Annotated in this window: 16 protein-coding genes and 1 pseudogene; 4 read left to right on the forward strand and 13 right to left on the reverse strand. The window is 52.9% G+C overall.

From position 1 onward, the window contains the following. The 5 genes and pseudogenes from ACFE7X_RS22895 to pdhA form a co-directional block, all read right to left on the reverse strand. A pseudogene (locus ACFE7X_RS22895) lies at positions 1-661 on the reverse strand (hypothetical protein); the annotation flags it as partial. Between the two features lie 178 nt (positions 662-839). Then, positions 840-1,223: a TraR/DksA C4-type zinc finger protein gene (locus tag ACFE7X_RS22900; protein WP_245120319.1), complete on the reverse strand. Its 384-nt coding sequence runs from the start codon at positions 1,221-1,223 to the stop codon at positions 840-842. 246 nt (positions 1,224-1,469) lie between these two features. After that, complete coding sequence (gene ribH / locus ACFE7X_RS22905) at positions 1,470-1,946, reverse strand: 6,7-dimethyl-8-ribityllumazine synthase (RefSeq protein ID WP_375438010.1); 477 nt, start codon at positions 1,944-1,946, stop codon at positions 1,470-1,472. 163 nt (positions 1,947-2,109) lie between these two features. Then, entirely contained in the window at positions 2,110-2,886 is a 777-nt protein-coding gene (locus ACFE7X_RS22910; RefSeq protein ID WP_375438011.1) for a tol-pal system YbgF family protein, read from the reverse strand. Between the two features lie 58 nt (positions 2,887-2,944). Further along, positions 2,945-4,000 carry a pyruvate dehydrogenase (acetyl-transferring) E1 component subunit alpha gene (gene pdhA / locus ACFE7X_RS22915; RefSeq protein ID WP_375438012.1) on the reverse strand — a complete coding sequence of 352 codons (1,056 nt, stop codon included), beginning with the start codon at positions 3,998-4,000 and terminating at the stop codon, positions 2,945-2,947. 189 nt (positions 4,001-4,189) lie between these two features. Here pdhA and recF point away from each other — a divergent pair, with 189 nt between their 5' ends. From recF to ACFE7X_RS22930, 3 genes are all read left to right on the forward strand, one after another. Next, positions 4,190-5,326 (forward strand): DNA replication/repair protein RecF, encoded by a 1,137-nt coding sequence (gene recF, locus ACFE7X_RS22920; protein WP_375438013.1) that lies wholly within the window; start codon positions 4,190-4,192, stop codon positions 5,324-5,326. 70 nt (positions 5,327-5,396) lie between these two features. Then, positions 5,397-5,714: a DUF721 domain-containing protein gene (locus ACFE7X_RS22925; RefSeq protein ID WP_375438014.1), complete on the forward strand. Its 318-nt coding sequence runs from the start codon at positions 5,397-5,399 to the stop codon at positions 5,712-5,714. 362 nt (positions 5,715-6,076) lie between these two features. Continuing rightward, positions 6,077-6,637 carry an acyl-CoA thioesterase gene (locus tag ACFE7X_RS22930; protein WP_375438015.1) on the forward strand — a complete coding sequence of 187 codons (561 nt, stop codon included), beginning with the start codon at positions 6,077-6,079 and terminating at the stop codon, positions 6,635-6,637. 421 nt (positions 6,638-7,058) lie between these two features. Here the strand turns inward: ACFE7X_RS22930 and ACFE7X_RS22935 are convergent, their stop codons facing one another. After that, on the reverse strand, positions 7,059-7,553 hold the full coding sequence (locus ACFE7X_RS22935) for a helix-turn-helix domain-containing protein (protein WP_375438016.1): 495 nt from the start codon (positions 7,551-7,553) through the stop codon (positions 7,059-7,061). A gap of 275 nt (positions 7,554-7,828) precedes the next feature. Beyond that, complete coding sequence (locus tag ACFE7X_RS22940; protein WP_375438017.1) at positions 7,829-8,695, reverse strand: glycerophosphodiester phosphodiesterase family protein; 867 nt, start codon at positions 8,693-8,695, stop codon at positions 7,829-7,831. 130 nt (positions 8,696-8,825) lie between these two features. Between ACFE7X_RS22940 and ACFE7X_RS22945 the strand changes: the two genes are divergently transcribed. Further along, positions 8,826-9,446 carry a DUF2939 domain-containing protein gene (locus tag ACFE7X_RS22945; protein WP_375438018.1) on the forward strand — a complete coding sequence of 207 codons (621 nt, stop codon included), beginning with the start codon at positions 8,826-8,828 and terminating at the stop codon, positions 9,444-9,446. 120 nt (positions 9,447-9,566) lie between these two features. Here ACFE7X_RS22945 and ACFE7X_RS22950 read toward each other — a convergent pair whose 3' ends face one another. The 6 genes from ACFE7X_RS22950 to ACFE7X_RS22975 form a co-directional block, all read right to left on the reverse strand. Continuing rightward, positions 9,567-9,857, reverse strand: coding sequence for a PLDc N-terminal domain-containing protein (locus tag ACFE7X_RS22950; RefSeq protein WP_375438019.1), 291 nt, complete (start codon positions 9,855-9,857; stop codon positions 9,567-9,569). Positions 9,858-9,948: 91 nt separating this feature from the next. Continuing rightward, entirely contained in the window at positions 9,949-10,602 is a 654-nt protein-coding gene (locus tag ACFE7X_RS22955; RefSeq protein WP_375438020.1) for a rhomboid family intramembrane serine protease, read from the reverse strand. 220 nt (positions 10,603-10,822) lie between these two features. Beyond that, positions 10,823-11,794, reverse strand: a complete 972-nt coding sequence (locus tag ACFE7X_RS22960) for a polyprenyl synthetase family protein (RefSeq protein ID WP_375438021.1) — start codon at positions 11,792-11,794, stop codon at positions 10,823-10,825. Between the two features lie 236 nt (positions 11,795-12,030). After that, on the reverse strand, positions 12,031-14,532 hold the full coding sequence (gene rnr / locus ACFE7X_RS22965) for a ribonuclease R (RefSeq protein ID WP_375438022.1): 2,502 nt from the start codon (positions 14,530-14,532) through the stop codon (positions 12,031-12,033). A gap of 195 nt (positions 14,533-14,727) precedes the next feature. Then, positions 14,728-15,477: an ATP-grasp domain-containing protein gene (locus tag ACFE7X_RS22970; RefSeq protein WP_375438023.1), complete on the reverse strand. Its 750-nt coding sequence runs from the start codon at positions 15,475-15,477 to the stop codon at positions 14,728-14,730. A gap of 17 nt (positions 15,478-15,494) precedes the next feature. Next, the gene (locus ACFE7X_RS22975) at positions 15,495-17,525 is read right to left on the reverse strand and encodes an ABC transporter ATP-binding protein (RefSeq protein WP_375438024.1); all 2,031 of its coding nucleotides are present in this window, start codon (positions 17,523-17,525) and stop codon (positions 15,495-15,497) included. Between the last annotated feature and the right edge of the window lie 289 nt (positions 17,526-17,814).

Genomic DNA, 17,814 nt, shown 5'->3' on the forward strand with positions numbered 1-17,814 from the left:
GATTAGGATCGGTCTTGACAAACTTACGGTTCCGCTCACCAGCGCCTCCACGGGGCACTGCTACCTCACCTTCCCGTTGATACGGCTGCCCGTTCCAAGTCTTTTTGGGTTCGAATGGTCGGGCTGGACGCTCTTCGTTGTTACGGGAATTGCCGCCGTATCCACTGGTCCGCCGATCATCGTTGCGGCGCGGTGCAGTACGATCTAACGACCGTCCCGAATTACCTTCCTGCCGATTGCTGTAAGGACGGCTACCGCTGTCGTTGTCGCGGCTTCTATAGCCGCCCCCTTCGCTGCCGCGGCTGAAGCCACCACCAGTAGGCTTGCTGAAGCTGCCGGAACCCGCCCCAAACTTCTTAGGACCACCAAACTTACTGGGACCACCATATCCGCTAGGCCGGTCACCGCTACTACGGCCGAAGCCAGAGCGTGGAGCGGAATTACTGTCGCGGTTGCTCTCGCTAGAGCGCGAGGCGCCACTCGAACGCTCGCGGTCATTGGAGCCACCAAAGTGTGGCGCCTCCCCACGGCCCGCTCGGTCGGCACCGGGGCGAGGGGTACTAAATTTCTGGTAAAAGCCGGAACCGGTATTACCGGAGGATGGACGCTCGGTGCGGCCGCGACGGTTCGGCGTATCGCCGGAGTTGTGCTTCTTGCCCATGGTTGCAAGTATGAGTTCCGTATCGCTACGGTACAAGTGAATATTGATAAGTATTTACGGTTTGTTCGCTGCTGACGTAACGAAGGACCGTAGAAAACAGTGCCCGGACTAGCAGCCCGTCCTCCACGCATGGAGAAGCCGGCCGGTAGTCCGGGCATCGTGTAGGTGCGGTTCGTCGTTAGTCGCGACGAGCCATCTTAGCTTCGATCGAATGCTGGGTGTGGGGGACGGCCCGCAGACGCTCTTTGGGAATTAGCTTGCCAGTGCCAATGCACACGCCATAGGTGCTATTTTTAATCCGCACTAGTGCGTTCTCAAGCTGCTGGATGAACTTCATCTGACGCGAGGCCAACTGATTCAGGCTCTCTTTTTCGGCAGTGTCTGCTCCATCTTCGAGTACCTTCGACGACGAAGCCGTGTTATCGGTACCAGAATCGTTCTTGCGGCTTAAGGTTTCCTTGATAAAAACAACCTCTTTGCGGGCGGCGGTCAGCTTTTCCTGGATGATTTGCTCGAATTCGGCCAAATCCTCCCTGGAATAGCGCATAGTTTCGTCACTCATGTCGGGTAAGAAAAAGTAAACTAGGATTGGACAATGAAGAGGCTGCCGGCACAACCGACTAGATTCTAGGATGTGGCCTGAACAGCAATACAGGCAATTTAGTTTACCCGGATTTTATGTTATATCTGGCTTTCATCCAAACCCTGCCTGTTATAGCTGGCTATTTTCGGCCGCAAAGCTACGCTTTTGTATGACAAATAATGCATTTTTCGCTGAAGCTTAATATTGCCAGTTGCACCAATGAACTTAAAAGCCAAGCATATGGATGGCTGCTACGGCGCCCTCCACTCCCTTGTTGCCATGCTTTCCTCCAGCCCGGTCCCAAGCTTGCTCTAAGGTATTAGTTGTCACTAATCCAAAGATGACTGGCTTGTTGAACTTCAAGCCAACGTTGGTGATGCCATTGGCTACTGCGTGGCAAATATAGTCGTCATGCTTGGTCTCACCTTTTATCACCACCCCTAAGCAAATCACGGCATCTATCTCCTCGTGCTGAGCCAGCAACTGTGTCCCTAGCGTTAGATCGAAGCTGCCAGGAACAGTGTTGCGGAAGATGTTTTCTTCTTTCGCACCGTGCTTGATGAGCGTATCATAAGCACCTTTGGCTAGGGTGTCGGTAATCTCCCGGTTCCACTCGGCCACCACTAAGCCAAAGCGCTTTTCAGAAATATCAATGAACTGGTCAGAGGTATATTCGCTTAAGTTTTTCAGCGATGTTGCCATAGTAGGAATTGTTGCTTGAGTTAGTGTCTTCAAAGTTACTCCTGCTTCCGACAAGGGCGCTACAATGACGTGTAAGATGACTAGGCCATAGAATAGAAAAGGACGGTCCTAAAACCGTCCTTTTTCCATTTTGCCATATGCATTCTTTATAAAGATACCGTAGTTACTTGCCGGCAGTGAGGCCCTCTGCGCGTGCCTTGTACTGGCGGGCCTCGGCTACCTCGAACGAATTAGGATAATCGGTTAAAACCCGGTCGTAGGCTTTCGCTGCTCCTTCGTAATTCTTGGCTAACTCCAGCGCGGTGGCCTGCTTCATCAAGTAGCCAGGCGTAAACTGCTCGTTGGCGTTATGGTTAGCGGCCTTCTCGTAGAAGTCAGCTGCCTCCTTGTACTTGTTCTGCTCTAGGTTAGCATCCCCTAGCAATGCGTAAGCCCGCGCTTGAATCAATAAATCGTCCGACGAGAAGTCTTCCAAGTAATCCGCGGCGGCTTTGTACTGGCCTTGCTTGAGCGCAGCTACACCAGCGTAGAAGTTAGCCAAGTTACCCGCTTTCGTACCGCTATACTCATTGGCCACCGACTCCAAACCTACATACTGCCCGTCGCCTTTCATTGCCTTCTTGAGCGAATCGGCTTCCCAATAATTCACGGCTTGAAACATAGCAGCCTGTGCTTTGGTGTCTTGCGAATTGCGCCAGGTGTAATAAGCAAAGGCTCCTGCAACAGCCAGCACCAATACCGTAAGCAAACCAAGCAGTATACCTTTCTTACGACGCAAAAAGTCCTCTGTTTCCACTAGCCGGGTAGCCAGTGCGTCCGGGTCTTCCAGCAGCGGGTGCTCGGGGTTGTAGCTTTCAAGGGGTTGCAGCGGATCAGCCGCAACTTGTTGTTGGGGCTGACGAGCGCCGGGGGTTTTACCCGTATATGGAATCTTCGACATGAGGTAATTGCTAAGTCATCAACGGCCGAAACCGAGTGCGTTTCCGCGCCTATAAAAGTTAGTCGCGGATGTAAGGATAATCCTGCTGCACGTACACGTCCTTGTACAGTTCATCGGCAGTTGGATAAGGTGAACTCTCTGCAAAATCTACCGACTCCTGTACCCGGACCTTAATCTTCTCGTCAATGGTCGCCAATTCTTCCTCGGTTGCCATGTTGTGCGTGAGAATAGTGTGGCGTACTGCCTCAATGGTATCGCGCGAACGGTAGTCTTCCAGTTCTTCTTTGGTGCGATACTTGGCGGGGTCACTCATAGAGTGGCCTTTGTAGCGGTAAGTTTTAAACTCCAAGAACGTTGGGCCTTCCCCAGCACGAGCACGCTCGGCAGCTCTGGCCACAGCATTGTGTACGTCCTCTACATTCATGGCATTTACGGGCTCGGAAGGCATGTCGTACGACTCGCCCAAGGTATAGAGCTCGGTTACATTAGAAGTGCGCTGCACCGACGTACCCATAGCGTAGCCGTTGTTCTCCACTACAAAAATAACGGGCAGCTTCCAGAGCATCGCCATATTGAAAGCCTCGTGCAAGGCTCCCTGGCGTACGGCCCCATCGCCCATGTAGCAGATGCAGAGGTTGCCCGTTTTGTTGTACTTCTCGGCAAATGCTAGCCCCGCTCCTAACGGAACCTGACCACCCACGATGCCGTGACCACCAACAAAATTCACTTCTTTATCAAACATGTGCATAGAGCCGCCTTTGCCTTTCGAGCACCCTGTGGCTTTCGCAAACAGTTCAGCCATGATAGCATTCGGCGAAGTACCTAGCGCCAAGGGATGCGCATGGTCGCGGTAGGCGGTAATCCATTTATCGCCTTTTGTAAGGGCCGATACGGCTCCGGCTACGCAAGCTTCCTGCCCAATGTAGAGGTGACAGAAACCTTTAATCTTCTGTTGACCGTACAGCTGACCAGCCTTCTCCTCGAACTTCCGCATCAGCTGCATCTGCTCGTACCACGTCAGATACGTCTCCTTCGGAAACTCTGGCTGGGCTGGGCTGCTTGCCTTCGGTGAGCCCGTCGCAGCTTCTGCTTCGGGGTTGGAAGGGGGCAACATTGGATCTGGCTGCTTTACCGTGTCGGTTGCAGCTTCTTGGGGGTTGGATGCGGCTTTCGTAGTCGACGTTTTTTTCGCCGAATTGGAAGCCTTAGGGGCAGCCTTTACTTTCGTCTCCGCCATCTTGCTTTCAGTTATTCGCGTTTGGGATGCGAAAGTACGTAAAAGGATTGCAATTACGAGCCTCGCATGATTCTAGAAAACCTACACTTATTGTTCTTCAAAAACTATAGCGAAGCTAACCTTCGCCTCTCCCCGCGTATCAATTGCTTTGTGGGTGATAATGGCAGTGGCAAGACCAACCTGCTTGATGCCATTCATTATCTATCTCTTACCAAAAGTGCTTTCACCACCGCTGATATACAAAGTATAAAACAGGACGAAGAGTTCTTTGTGGTGAAAGGTCGTTTTCAACGTACCCCTGACTCTTCTGCTCATTTGGAAGCATCCCCTACTCCTGAAGTTATTCAAGTGAGTTTACGGGTCGGGCAGAAGAAAGCAGTGACGCATGACAAGCAAGCTTATGAACGAATATCAGACCACATTGGTCGATATCCGGCAGTACTTATTTCCCCTTATGATACCGACCTTATTCGGCAAGGCAGCGAGGAACGGCGCAAGTATTTTGATAGTCTTATCTCGCAACTCGACCACGAGTATCTAGAACTGCTCATTGCTTACAATCATATCCTGCGGCAGCGCAACTCATTGCTTAAGCTTGCCGCAGAACGCCAAAGTGGCTACGACCGTGAGTACCTACTTATACTCGATGAGCAGCTTGTACCGGCCGGACAAAAAATAGTGGAAGCTCGTCAACAGTTTCTGCATGATTTCACTCCCGTATTTCAGCGCCACTATCAGCAACTCGCCGACAGCCGGGAACTTGTCACCCTTGATTATAAAACCCAGCTATTCGAAGCTGACTTCACCAAACTCCTTCGTTTAAACGAGCGCAAAGACCTTACCCTGCAACGAACTACCATAGGGCCTCATAAGGATGACTTTGTGTTCCTGATGGATGGTTTGCCAGTCAAGAGCTATGGTTCGCAGGGCCAACAGAAATCTTATGTCATTTCCTTGAAGCTGGCTCAGTTCGAGATACTAGCTGCTCGTAAGCAACACAAGCCGCTACTTCTGCTCGACGACATTTTCGACCGGCTCGATGAGAAGCGTATCACTCGATTGCTTCAATTAGTTGCCGATCATACGTTCGGACAGGTATTCCTTACGGACACACACCTTGACCGCACCGACCGGGCTTTAGCTAATCTGTCGGAGCACGTCAGTCGTTTTCGCGTCGAAAGAGGAACGGTAGTAGCACTGTAGTTTGGGGGTGACTATATTTACTGTTCGCCTTGACAAGGCACTTTCTCGCGCATTATTATAACGTCTGACCTTGAAGAAACCTAGCTCTTTCGAAAACTCTCGCCAGGGAGACATTGTGTCTCTCAAGGACAGTATCAAAGCTTTGCTTAAAACCTATCGTTTACAAGGAAAGCTAAACGAAGTAACTGTTGTTGCGAGTTGGGAGCGGGTAATGGGTAAGGCGGTTGCTCTGAAGACCAAAGAGGTGTACGTGAGCAATGGCAAACTCTTCGTTCGTCTTACTTCCGCACCTCTCAAGCACGAGTTGGTAATGGCTAAGACGCGGGTTATGGAGTTGATTAACTCTGAAGTGGGCGAGGCTGTCATTAAAGAAGTAGTCTTCTTGTAATCAGGCTAAGCGCCTTTACTCAAGGCTATAAATACCTTGAAATTATTTCGCTTAATACAAACACAGGTCGGCTGGTTTGCCGGACAACTAATGGCTGTAGGTTTGGGTGTTCATACTTAGCACCGCTTATACCGCTTAGCTATTTTATAATTTCACGCCCACAAGTATTGGCTTTTGAGCCTGACTGTTCTGAAGAGCGATTTGTTTCCTCTAGGATCTGTGCCCTGCACAGGGAACGGGCGAATATTCTACTGCTGCTATGCCAGCTTCACAGCTTATTCGGGTATGCTTACTAGATGGTATGTTGGTTTCAAGTGTGATCCATCACCAGTTACATACCGCTTACCAACCCCCTCTTTCTTATGGCTTCTTTCCTCCCTGACTACAGACCGGTCTCGTACTCACGCGTTACCCTTACGGAGCTAATGATCCCTTCGTACGCCAACTTTGGTGGCAAAATTCATGGCGGCATCTTGCTCTCTTTGATGGACAAAGTAGCTTATGCTGCCGCTTCCAAACACGCGGGCACCTACTGTGTAACTGTCAGTGTTGACGGAGTCAATTTTCTTCAGCCAGTGGAGGTAGGCGAGTTAGTTTCTCTACTGGCCTCTGTGAACTACGTTGGAAGAACTTCTTTGCTGGTGGGTATCAAAGTTATTGCGGAAGACGTCCGAACTGGTAGTGTTAAGCATACTAACACTTCCTACTTTACCATGGTTGCTAAGGATGACGCAGGCAAACCAACGGCCGTACCTGGACTATTATTGGAGACGCCCGAGGACACACGGCGTTTTTTAGAGGCCATCAAGAGACGCGAATTCAATGCTCAGCATCGGCGCGATTTTGATAATGCTCTTACCACTCTAGCAGTCGAACAGCAGCTTTATCTGCTAGACAAAGAACGATGCAAACTTGCTTATTAAACTTGCCTCACTCGAACTGCTGCTATTTGGATGACTGTCTTTTCAGATGACACGAGTCTACATATTTGCTTGAAGCAACAAAGGCGAAATGCATTGAGTGCATCTCGCCTTTGTTGCTTTAAACGGTTTTAGTTCTACGATATGACGTCAGTTTAGAGGCTCATTATTTATGCAAATCCTTTGTTAACGGCACTCTAAACTACTTGTCTCTTCTGTGTTCAGAAATGCTAATGAGACCTATTACTCTCCCAGTTGCTATTATGGTATTGCTATGTGAGGCAGCTTAGCAACCAATTGATTTTTGTGCTCAGTTGAATACATCCTGTTACACATGAGCAGCCTTTTCAAAAGCCTCAACTTATTGTCAGCAGATAGTGTCCGAGGCATCGCAGACAAATATGTTTCACGTGGAACATATTTGTTAACGAGGGCCATACACTTTCAATAGCAGTTCATTGTAAGCCTCAAGAAGGGAAATATACTTGGTTTGGAGGGTCATAAGCTGCTTAAGACAGTCTGGCTCCGGCTGCTGTAACGGGGTATTTCTCTGTGTTACACTCTGTAAAGGCGTAACAGGTGTTGGAGATGATACAAATGGTAAAGCTGTTTGTTGTAACGCTGTGAAATCATTAGAAAAATTGTGTCCGATAATATCGCCTACTCGCGTTACAAAGGTGTAATCAAGAGTTTCCTCCTTAAACTTACGATATATAGTTGGGCGCGTAATACCTAGCTCGTCCACTATACGGGTAATGGAAATACCGCTGTTTTTAATGGCTTCTTGCAGTATTTGACCCTGATGCGGCATAAGTAAAGGTGGTGTAAAACGTAAGTGTAAATATGACAGTTGTGTACGGAACAACAAAACAAGTACTGTAAATAATACCATGATACGTAACGTGTAATAACGTATCATGGTTACACATGTTACATGCGTTACAATACAAGCGTATGTTACGTGTAACGCATTACTATATTACGGTGATCTGCATACAGTGTAACAAATACCGTACAAACGCTTTTATACGTGAATTAGAGGGCTTTTGCGTGTATTACATACTTCCATAGTTGATCGGACAGTTATCAAAGAGACCAAGCGCACGAGCTACAGCAGTAAAGGCTTCCCCTATCCTAAGCAGCAGATAGATACAAGCTCCTACAGAAGCTAATGATCCTGTCAAAGGCTGCGTGTTACGCCTGGTCAGCGCTCGACAACAGATGCAGTAGTCGGTCGGGATAATCAGTGGTGAGGCCTTTGACATTCATCTGTACTAACCGGTGCATGTGGGCAAGTTCGTTTACCGTCCAAGGCACAAGAGCTACGCCGAATTGGCGCGTTTGAGCTACCAACGCTTCGGTCACGAGTTCGTGGTGTGGACCGTACACAGCGGGTTTAAATCCAAGCTCCGAAAGATGCTGTTCGAAAGGAATGGTATCCTCTACCAGTAAGCACAAAGGCAAGCCCAGTAAGGAGCGACGAGCCGTGCGCAGAATACGCTTGTCGAACGACAGCAAGGTGGTGCGGAACATAAGGCCGAGTAGTTGCAACTGCTCTGCTACTATCTCAACAAATACCTCTGGAGTAGGGTGCCAAATACCATCACCGGCAGGCGTGCTCTTCACCTCAATACTGAAGCGCACTAAGCCTTGGTTAAGTTGCTGAGATAAGGCATCAACCCGAGCAACCACCTCCCGCAGCAGTGGCTTGTGAGCCGGCACTGATTGCTGCTCAGGATAAGCCGGATGGCGAAGTTGACCACAATCGTAGCGCCGGATAGTGTCGTACGGGAGCTGGTAAAGATTATGCAGCAATTCCTCGTCGGGTGCTATGTGCTGGCCTTGCGGGTCGAGGCAGATAAGGGAGTTCATCCACGGTTCGTGCGATACAACCAGCTGCCCATCTGCTGACAGCACCACATCCAATTCAAGGACATCGACGCCTATCACTATGGCGTGCAGAAAAGCAGGCAAGGTATTTTCGGGCCGCAAGCCGCGACAACCCCGATGCCCATGTACCTCAGGGCGCTTAACAGACAATGTTGATGTGGAACCACGCATAGATTACCATACGCAGCCGATTCTCACAAGTAAACCGAGCTAGTCGTGAAGCTCTTGGTAAGTGAAAAGCACGGAGTGGGAAAACCAGTACTTTAGAAACTCCAAACACCACCCTATTGCTGTCCCTTCAATGAAACGAATTGTTCTAGTGCTCTTATTGCTACTGGTAGCGGCAGGGGGCTACTTCTATTATCAAAGATTGAAAGTTGGGCCTAAATATGCGCTAGTGCAAGTAGCTAACGCTGCCCGTACGCACGACATGGCTACCTTCGAACGCTACGTGGATGTAAACAGCATCACGGGCAGTTTAGTGGATCAGGTAGCAAGCCAAAGCTCGACGCTTGGGTTGTTGAACCCAGGGGGCATAGCCTTCAAAAGCGCTTTACGGATGCTGAAGCCCCAACTAACGCAGGCGGTCCGAAAAGAAGTGCAGCAATTCGTTGAAACCGGGTCGTTACAAGGCACTGCTAGCGCAGGTGCTTCCCAGGGCACAATGAACATTTCGTTGGCAGGTCTTGCAAGTAAGGTGGCAAGTCCTGACAGCAAATTCAAGGATGTGAAATACGTAAACGAGGAAGGCGAGCAAGCATTGGTCGGCATCGAGTTCACGCAACCCAAATATGACACGACCCTGGTAGTAGAGTTAAAAATGCTTGACCGCGGCGACCATTGGCAGGTCACGGAAATCACCAACACGGGCGACTTGCTCAAGCAGGTAGCCCAACTGGAAAAACGACGGATGTTGAAGTAGTAACACGAAGGCGGTAGAGGTAGAGTACGAGCAATTCGGTTTGAAATTCACCCTAAAACAAAGCCCCTCACCGCTGATGCAGTGAGGGGCTTTTGTCTGAAAGAAAGTTTTTAAGGTGTGCTAGACTACTCCCGTATTAGAGTTGCCGCGACCGGCAAACAGATAGTAGAGGATCAATCCGCCCAGAGGGAAGAAGAAAATGATGGCAGCCCACAGCAGCTTCTTACCGATAGTCCAAGGCTGCCTGAAAACATCAAGCAGAGCCAACACATCCAGTGCGAGAAGAGCGAAACCCCAAATGCTGAGGCCGCCTCGGCTGTTAAAACGACTACAAGCAGTGGTAGTGAGCGTGAGTGCAAGCAGCGGTGCGCTTACTGCGAGCCGATTCAGGTAGGGAGCAATTTTATTCATGGGAGTCGGGAGTGAGTTGGTTTGCGGGTTTTCTACGCACAACTCCCGGAATAGATGTAATAGACGGTTATAATCATTATAACTTACTGATTTACAATATATTACCTAAATAAACGCGTACCTGCTCTAGGAAAGTAAAACCTGACTGCGGCACGAGCACCAACCCGATGAGTATTCCGAACAAAGCTCCGTAGAAGTGCGCATCGTGGTTGATATTGTCGCCTCTGCGGCGGCCCTGGTAGTAGGAATACGCTAGATACAGGAAACCGAACAAGAAGGGCTGAATAGGAATAGGCAGCGGGAAAATGATGATGCCGCCGCCATTTTGCGCCACTGGCCGGAACAAAATGCTCGCAAATAGCACCGACGATACGCCGCCCGATGCTCCGAGGCTGCGGTAAGCTGGGTCGGAGCGGTGCCGGAAATACGTAGGAATATCAGACAAAATAATTCCCCCCAAATACAGTAGCAGGAAACAAGCAATGCCGGTGTTCAAGCCATACGCACCAGCAAACTCGGCTAGCACCGCTGGACTAAAAGAGTAGAACGCAAACAGGTTGAAAGCTAAATGCATGAAGTCGGCGTGGAGAAAGCCGGAAGTGAGGAATCGGTACCACTCGCCCCGCCGCGACACGAGGAAAGGACTGAAAATCCATTTCTCCATTAGCCCCCGATTAGACCAGGCGTACATGGAGATGCCAGCCGTCAGGGCTATTAAAATCAGGGCAGGGTTGATAAAGGGCATTGAAACGAGCTTAGAAACGAGCAGTGAGAGGTACTAATGTGTTTATGGGGTTGGTGTACGAGTAGGAGCGCAACGCCACATGAAAGCCGCAAATAATCTGTTGCGCAACGAAGGCAGTGCATGCCAAGCGTAAGCCGCGTTTGCGGACGCCGAAGCACTCACTGCACCCACCACGCAACGCGCCCCACCCTAAAGGCGGTCTGGAGTTGAACTCTGTTCGTTACTGCTCTCGGTCCATGAGTTGCAAAGCGAGTTGCAAGAGGGGTTCTTTGCGCGTTGCCGGGGCCGCTACGCGCTCCAAGTGCTGCAAGGCGTCCTGGAAGTAGTAGTTGATGAGAGCTTCGGTCTGAGGGCGAATTTCGAGCTCATCGTAGAGTGCCCGTACAGCGTGCACCTTGTCTTCGGCGTTGAGCACCGGCTGACCAATGTAATGGGTTAGCATTGCGCGCTGCGCAGCATTGGCCTGCGCTTGGGCAGTGAGCAGCAAAAAGGTCTTTTTGTCGGAGAGAATGTCGCCGCCAACCCGTTTGCCGAAGGTAGCGGCATCACCGTAGACATCGAGCAGGTCGTCGCGGAGCTGAAAAGCCAAACCGATGCCGGTACCAAACTGGCGCAGGTGGTCGGCATCGGTAAGGCTGGCACCACCGAGCAAGGCGCCTAGCTCCAGGGCGAAGCCGATAAGCACAGCCGTTTTCAGCCGTATCATATCCAGGTATTGCGCAATGCTGACTTCGGTCTCCGTTTCGAAGTTCATGTCCCACTGCTGCCCCTCGCACACCTCGGCGGCCGTTTGGCTGAAGCGGCGGAGCACGGTAGGCAACAGGTCGAGGCGCACATCGAAGAACAGTTCATAGGCCCGCACCAGCATTACGTCGCCACTCAGGATGGCCACGTTGGCGTTCCATTTCTCGTGCACCGTAGGCTGGCCGCGGCGCAGTGGCGCTTGGTCCATGATGTCGTCGTGGAGCAGTGTGAAGTTGTGGAACACTTCGGTGGCCAAAGCGGGCTTAATCACCGGGTCGAGGTCGTCGGTGAAGAGGTGGGCTCCGAGCAGCGCCAGCAGCGGCCGGATACGCTTGCCGCCCAGGGCCATGATGTAGCGGATAGGCTCGTAGAGAGCTGTCGGCTGGTCGCCGTAGTGCACGTTGGCGAGGCCAGCCGTGAGCTTGTTATTGAAGAAAGAAAGGTCCACGGATGGGCGGGTACGGTTCAGATGGAAAGGTACGGCAGTGGCGTGTATATTGTCATTTTCAGAACGCAGCAAACACTGTCCTTGCGAGGAGGTACAACGAAGCCATCCTCTCAAAGCCGAAAGTTCTCTAAACAGAAAGCCCTTAACGCCCGCGCGGACGTCAAGGGCTTGTCGCATTAACAGGCTCAGCGCCTTGAGAGGACGGCTTCGTCGTACCTCCTCGCAAGGACAGTAGCTTACCGGCGGCGCTTTTCCTTTCCGCCACCGGGCCGACCGCCGCTACGCTCGGGACGGTAACCGCGGGGCTTGCTGTTTTCGCGACGCTCCTGCAACTCGCGTTGCTTCACCGAATCGGGCCGGTTATCTACCAGCTCGAAATCAATGGTACGGTCGAGCAGGTTGGCAGCTTTCACGATTACCTGCAACTCGTCGCCGAACTGGATGATGCGCTTCGAGCCCCGCCCTACGATGCGGTAATTGTCTTTGTCGAGTTCGAACGTGTCGCCGGGAATCTCACTGAGGCGCACCATGCCTTCGCACTTGTTTTCCTCGATTTCCACATACATGCCGCGCTCCGTAAGGCCCGATACCACGCCGGTGAACGTCTCGCCGATAACCTTCGACATGAACTCCACCTGCTTGTACTTGATACTGGCCCGCTCGGCGGAAGCGGCTAGTTTCTCGCGCTCCGACGAGTGCTTGCACTCTTCTTCTACGGGCGCCACTTCCACGTTTTTGCCCCCCTCCAGGTAATGCTCCAAGAGGCGGTGGGCCATCATATCGGGGTAGCGCCGGATAGGCGAGGTGAAGTGCGAATAGTGCTCGAACGCCAGACCGAAGTGCCCGAGCGGCTCGGTGGTGTAGATGGCCTTGCTCATGGTGCGCACCGCCAGCGTCTGGATAACGTTCTGCTCGGGGCGACCCATCACTTCCGACGACAAGTCGTTGAGTTCAGTGCTGAGCTTCTTGGGGTTGGTCAGGTCGAGGTCGTGGCCGAATTTCTTGGCAAACAAAGCGAAGGTTTGCAGCCGGTCCGGGTCGGGCGCTTCGTGCACGCGGTACACCATCGTGAAGCGCGGCTTGCGGCTTTTGAGGCGGAACACGAACTCGGCCACCTTGCGGTTGGCGAGCAGCATAAACTCCTCGATCATCTTGTGGGCATCCTTGCGCTCCTTCACGTACACGCCCAGCGGCTTGCCATTTTCATCCAGTTTGAACTTCACTTCCTGCGTCTCGAAGCTGATGGCGCCTTGCTTGAAGCGTTGCGCGCACAGCTTCTTGGCCATGCTGTTCATAAGCTGAATTTCCTCGGTGTAGTCCGAGTCAAGCCCTTCAATCCGCTCCTGCGCTTCTTCGTAGGCGAAGCGGCGGTTGGAGTGAATAATAGTTTTGCCGAACCACGAATCGTAGAGCTTACCGTTCTCATCCAACTCAAACACAGCCGAAAAAGTCAGCTTGTCTTCGTTGGGCCGCAATGAGCAAAGGCCATTGGAAAGGCGCTCGGGCAGCATCGGAATCACCCGGTCTACGAGGTAGACCGAGGTGGCACGATGCTTGGCTTCGCGCTCCAGTTCGGTGCTTGGCTTTACGTAGTGCGTCACGTCGGCGATGTGCACCCCAATTTCCCAATGGCCGTTTTCCAGCTTCTGAATGCTGAGGGCATCGTCGAAGTCTTTGGCGTCGGCGGGGTCGATGGTAAAGGTCGTGGTGTTGCGGAAGTCACGGCGGCGGCTGATTTCATCTTCGGAAATCCGGTCGGAAATACCCTCTGATTCCACTTCCACTTCGTGGGGAAACTCGAACGGCAAGCCGAACTCGGCCATGATGGCATTGATTTCGGCTTCATTGCCGCCGGCCTGCCCGAAGCTGCGCACCACCTCACCTACTGGCGAGTGGCCCGCATCATTCTCCGGAAACTCCGTGATGCGTACCAGCACCTTCTCGCCGTGGTTGGCACCGTGTAAGTTCTCGAATGGCACAAACACATCGAAGTACATCTTGCGGTTGTCGGGCTTCACGAAGCCGATACCACCTTGCAGTTGTAGGCGGCCAACCACCTCGGGCCGGACGCGGTTGAGCACTTCCACCACGTCGCCAACGGGACGACCGTCGCGAGAGCCGCGCAAACGCAAACGCACCGTATCGCCATGCATGGCAAACTTCAGCCGGTCGGTGAACACGCGCACGTCGCTTTCACTTTCCTCACTGATAACGAAAGCAAACTTGTCGGTGGCCAGCGCTACGGTACCCGTAATAACTTCGCCACCGCTGTCGTGGCGACGCCGGGGTTCGGAGCGTAGCTCATCGGAAGGGAAGTCGAAGCCGGCTTCACGCCGACGGTGCACAACCGGGTCGTTGCCGAACTCGGCTTGCACAGAGCGCGCAGCCCTAGCGGGTACGGGGGTATTATCGTCTTTGCGACGCTTTTTGCTGCTGGCGGGCACGGTAGCGGCCAAGGCAGCCTCCGGATCGGTTAGCCGATATTCGTCGTTCGAGACGAGCGTAAGCATGCCGGAGTTCTTCAGTTCTCGCAGGTGAGCAAACACTACTTCGCGCTGCTCCTTGGTGGTGACGCCGAGGCGTCGGGAAAGTTGACGGTAGGCAACAACTTCCGTCGGTCTCTCAGTGAATAGGCGGTAAACCTGATCCTTGGTTACCGTGGTGGGTGCGGCTTGGTCGTCGCGGGTTGCCTTCGCGCGAGGGGCGCGGGGGGCAGCGGATTCGTCTTTTCTTTTCATCAGAAAATAAAGGCCGCCAAGGGTTGTCGTTTTCTCAGGCGGCTGGGTTGGTAGAAAGGAAAGCCGACTTAGTTGGCGGTTTTCCAAGGTGAGTATGTATGTTTCGCCCGATGTGGGCAGTGCCGGCCGCTCGGCCAGGCATTGAGAGATAATACGGAATATATCCGCAAATAACTATTTCAGGCGGCAAAAGCGCTATTTCAGATTTGCAGCCGCCAACTTCCTTAACACTGTTTCGCAGAAATCAGTTACATCCCACTCTTTTAAATCTGAGACCTGCCCGTCACCCACTTCTACCACACAGTACTCGCCGAAAGCTTGCTGCACCACATCTAGCGAATAAAATAAGCGGGGTATAAGCTGAACCAGGACAGGCTGCAACTCGGCCGGCAGTTCCGTCTGCTTGGCGCCGTAGGCCACTCCTGCCACCACAAAAAACCGCCGCTCCAACTCTGGTTTCAGCTCCACAAACTCCCGCACAAATAGAACCTCGTCGGCAGGCACCTGATGCTTTTCTAGCAGGTGCACATACTGCGCTTCTGAACTTACCACCGAATCAGCACCGAACGACTTCACTACTCCCTTCACGAAGTAGCGCTGGCCATCGGTGAAATCCAGCGGATCTGATGCTGGCTGAAAGACGCTAGTAAAGGTGTATTTCGCAATTTGGTTGTACCAGCCCGTAGCTTGATGTGACGATACGTATTGCGCTCTATTGATACGCAACGAAGTCAGTTGTTCTAGTGCTTCGTACTCGGTTTCAGAGAGCATCCAGCCGCGGTAGAGCGCCGGACTAGTAGCCGATTGACGCGAGAAGAGCTTGCTTGTTTCCACATCGAAGAGCGCAACCTCCATCCCGCTATTGCGAGCCCACTGAAACTCCGGCTCCCACATAGGATCAATAGTCTGAGGCTCATAAGGAAGAGACGGATAAACGATGCGCATAACGTATTCGGAGGTGACTAGAAGGTAGCTACTGCCCTACTCGCTACGGCGGCGCGGATGTCGGCGGGCTCGTCTTTGGGAATGGCGGCTAACAGCTGCCGGGTGTATTCATGCTGTGGGTTAGAGTAGAGGTCGGCGGCCGGGCCACTTTCTACAATCTGGCCCTGGCGCATCACTAGCAGGCGGTCCGACATAAAGCGGGCTACCGACAAGTCGTGGGTGATGAAGAGGTAGGTGATGTTGAACTCGCGCTTGAGGTCGTTGAGCAGGTTGAGCACCTGCGCCTGCACCGATACGTCGAGGGCGGAAACGGACTCGTCGCAGATGATGCACTTGGGTTGCAGGGCCAAGGCGCGGGCTATACAGATGCGTTGGCGCTGGCCGCCGCTGAACTCGTGCGGGTAGCGCTGGTACTGCGCTTCGGTGAGACCCACGGTGCGCAGCAACTCTAGCACACGGGCTTTCTGCTGCTGTTTGATACCGCCTACGCCGTGTACCCGCATGGGCTCCAAGATGGCTTCGCCCACGGTCATCATGGGATTGAGCGCGGCGTATGGATCTTGGAATACCATCTGAAACTCACGACGCCGGCGGCGCAACTCTCCGGCTGGTAGCTTGGCCAGATCTACACCCTCAAACAGGATGCTGCCCGAAGTCGGCTCGACCAGCCGGAGCAGCGCCCGGCCCAACGTGGTCTTGCCGCACCCCGACTCTCCTACCAGCCCCACCGTCTCGCCCGGATAAATGTCGAAGCTGACGCCGTCCACGGCCCGCACCACTTCCGGCTTGCGGTTGAAGAAACCCTTGCGAATGGGAAAGTGCACGTTCAGGTTTTCCACTTGCAACAGCGGCGCTGTGCTGCTTATTGGTGAGGTACCTTGGCTTTGTTCAATGGTGTCATTAGACGAAGGCGACGAAGTAACCTCTGTTCTGTTTGCCGCTCTACTAATTGGGCTCACCCCAAGCACAGCAGCACCTCCACCAGCAACTGGTAGCGACTGTCCCGATTCTAAGGTTGGCGCTGATTCGACTCTCAAAATATCGTTGCTGAGGTGTGGAACATCAGGATGTTCCACGGGGAACGTTTTGGTAGTTTCAATCCTGTTTTTAGGAGACTCGACAGCTAACTCACTGTTTTCAGCAGCAACCACTTGCGTAACCGGCTCCTCCATGGAAATAAAGCTTCCATCCACTGTTTCACGCATGAAATCGGCTACCACAGGTAACTTTTTTCGGCCAACTGACAATTTTGGGCGGCAGGCTAGCAGGCCTTTGGTGTAGGGGTGTTGGGGATTGGTGAAGATGTCGAAGACGGGGCCCTGTTCCACCACGCGGCCCCGGTACATAACCAGGATACGGTCGGCTATTTCGGCTACCACGCCTAGGTCGTGGGTGATGAAGAGAACGGCGGTGTTGTGCTGACGACGGAGCTGGTCGATGAGCTGGAGCATGCGGGCTTGCACCGTTACGTCGAGGGCGGTGGTGGGCTCGTCGGCAATGAGGATGGCGGGGTTGCAGGCCATGGCCATGGCTATCATCACGCGCTGCTTCTGACCACCGCTGATTTCGTGCGGGTACGATTTGAAGATTTTCTCCGGCCGCGGCAGCTGCGCCATCGTGAACAGCTCCACGGTGCGGGCTTCGGCTTGCTTGGCATCCAAGTTGGTGTGCAAGCGCAGAGCTTCTACTACTTGGCTGCCGCAGGTATACACCGGGTTCAGGGAAGTCATCGGCTCCTGAAAAATCATGCTGATGTCGTTGCCGCGTACCTGTTGTAGCTGCTCTTCGGTAAGCTTCAGCAGGTCTACTTCGCCTAGCGCCTCAGAATGGAAGCGGGCCTCCCCCGTCGTGATGCGGCCCGGCGGCAGCGGAATCAGCCCCATCAACGCCAACGACGTCACCGACTTGCCTGACCCTGATTCGCCCACAATAGCCAGCGTCTCGCCCCGGTGCAAATCGAACGACACGTCGGCCACGGCCCGCGTATCGCCGCGGTGGCTAGAGAAGTCGATGGTTAGGTTGCGGACGGAGAGAATGGGTTCAGACACGGAAAGCTGTTAATGGTGACGTGGTATCAGTAAAGATAAGACAAGCGGCAGCACGATGTAGAGACGCGACACTTCGCGTCTCGGCGTTGAACGATTAGAGCCGTGCAGTCATAACAACATCAGCAACGCCAAGACGCGAAGTGTCGCGTCTCTACACCAAGATAAATCTAGTAGCCGACCTCAATAAAAAACGGCCGGTTGGAACTCTTCCAACCGGCCGTTTCAGGGCATCTAAAGTGGCAATTGTTTAGGAAGCTGCTGTGGCTTCGGCATCGTGGCGGGCTTGGGC

The organism is uncultured Hymenobacter sp. (genome assembly GCF_964242765.1).
Taxonomy (GTDB): domain Bacteria; phylum Bacteroidota; class Bacteroidia; order Cytophagales; family Hymenobacteraceae; genus Hymenobacter.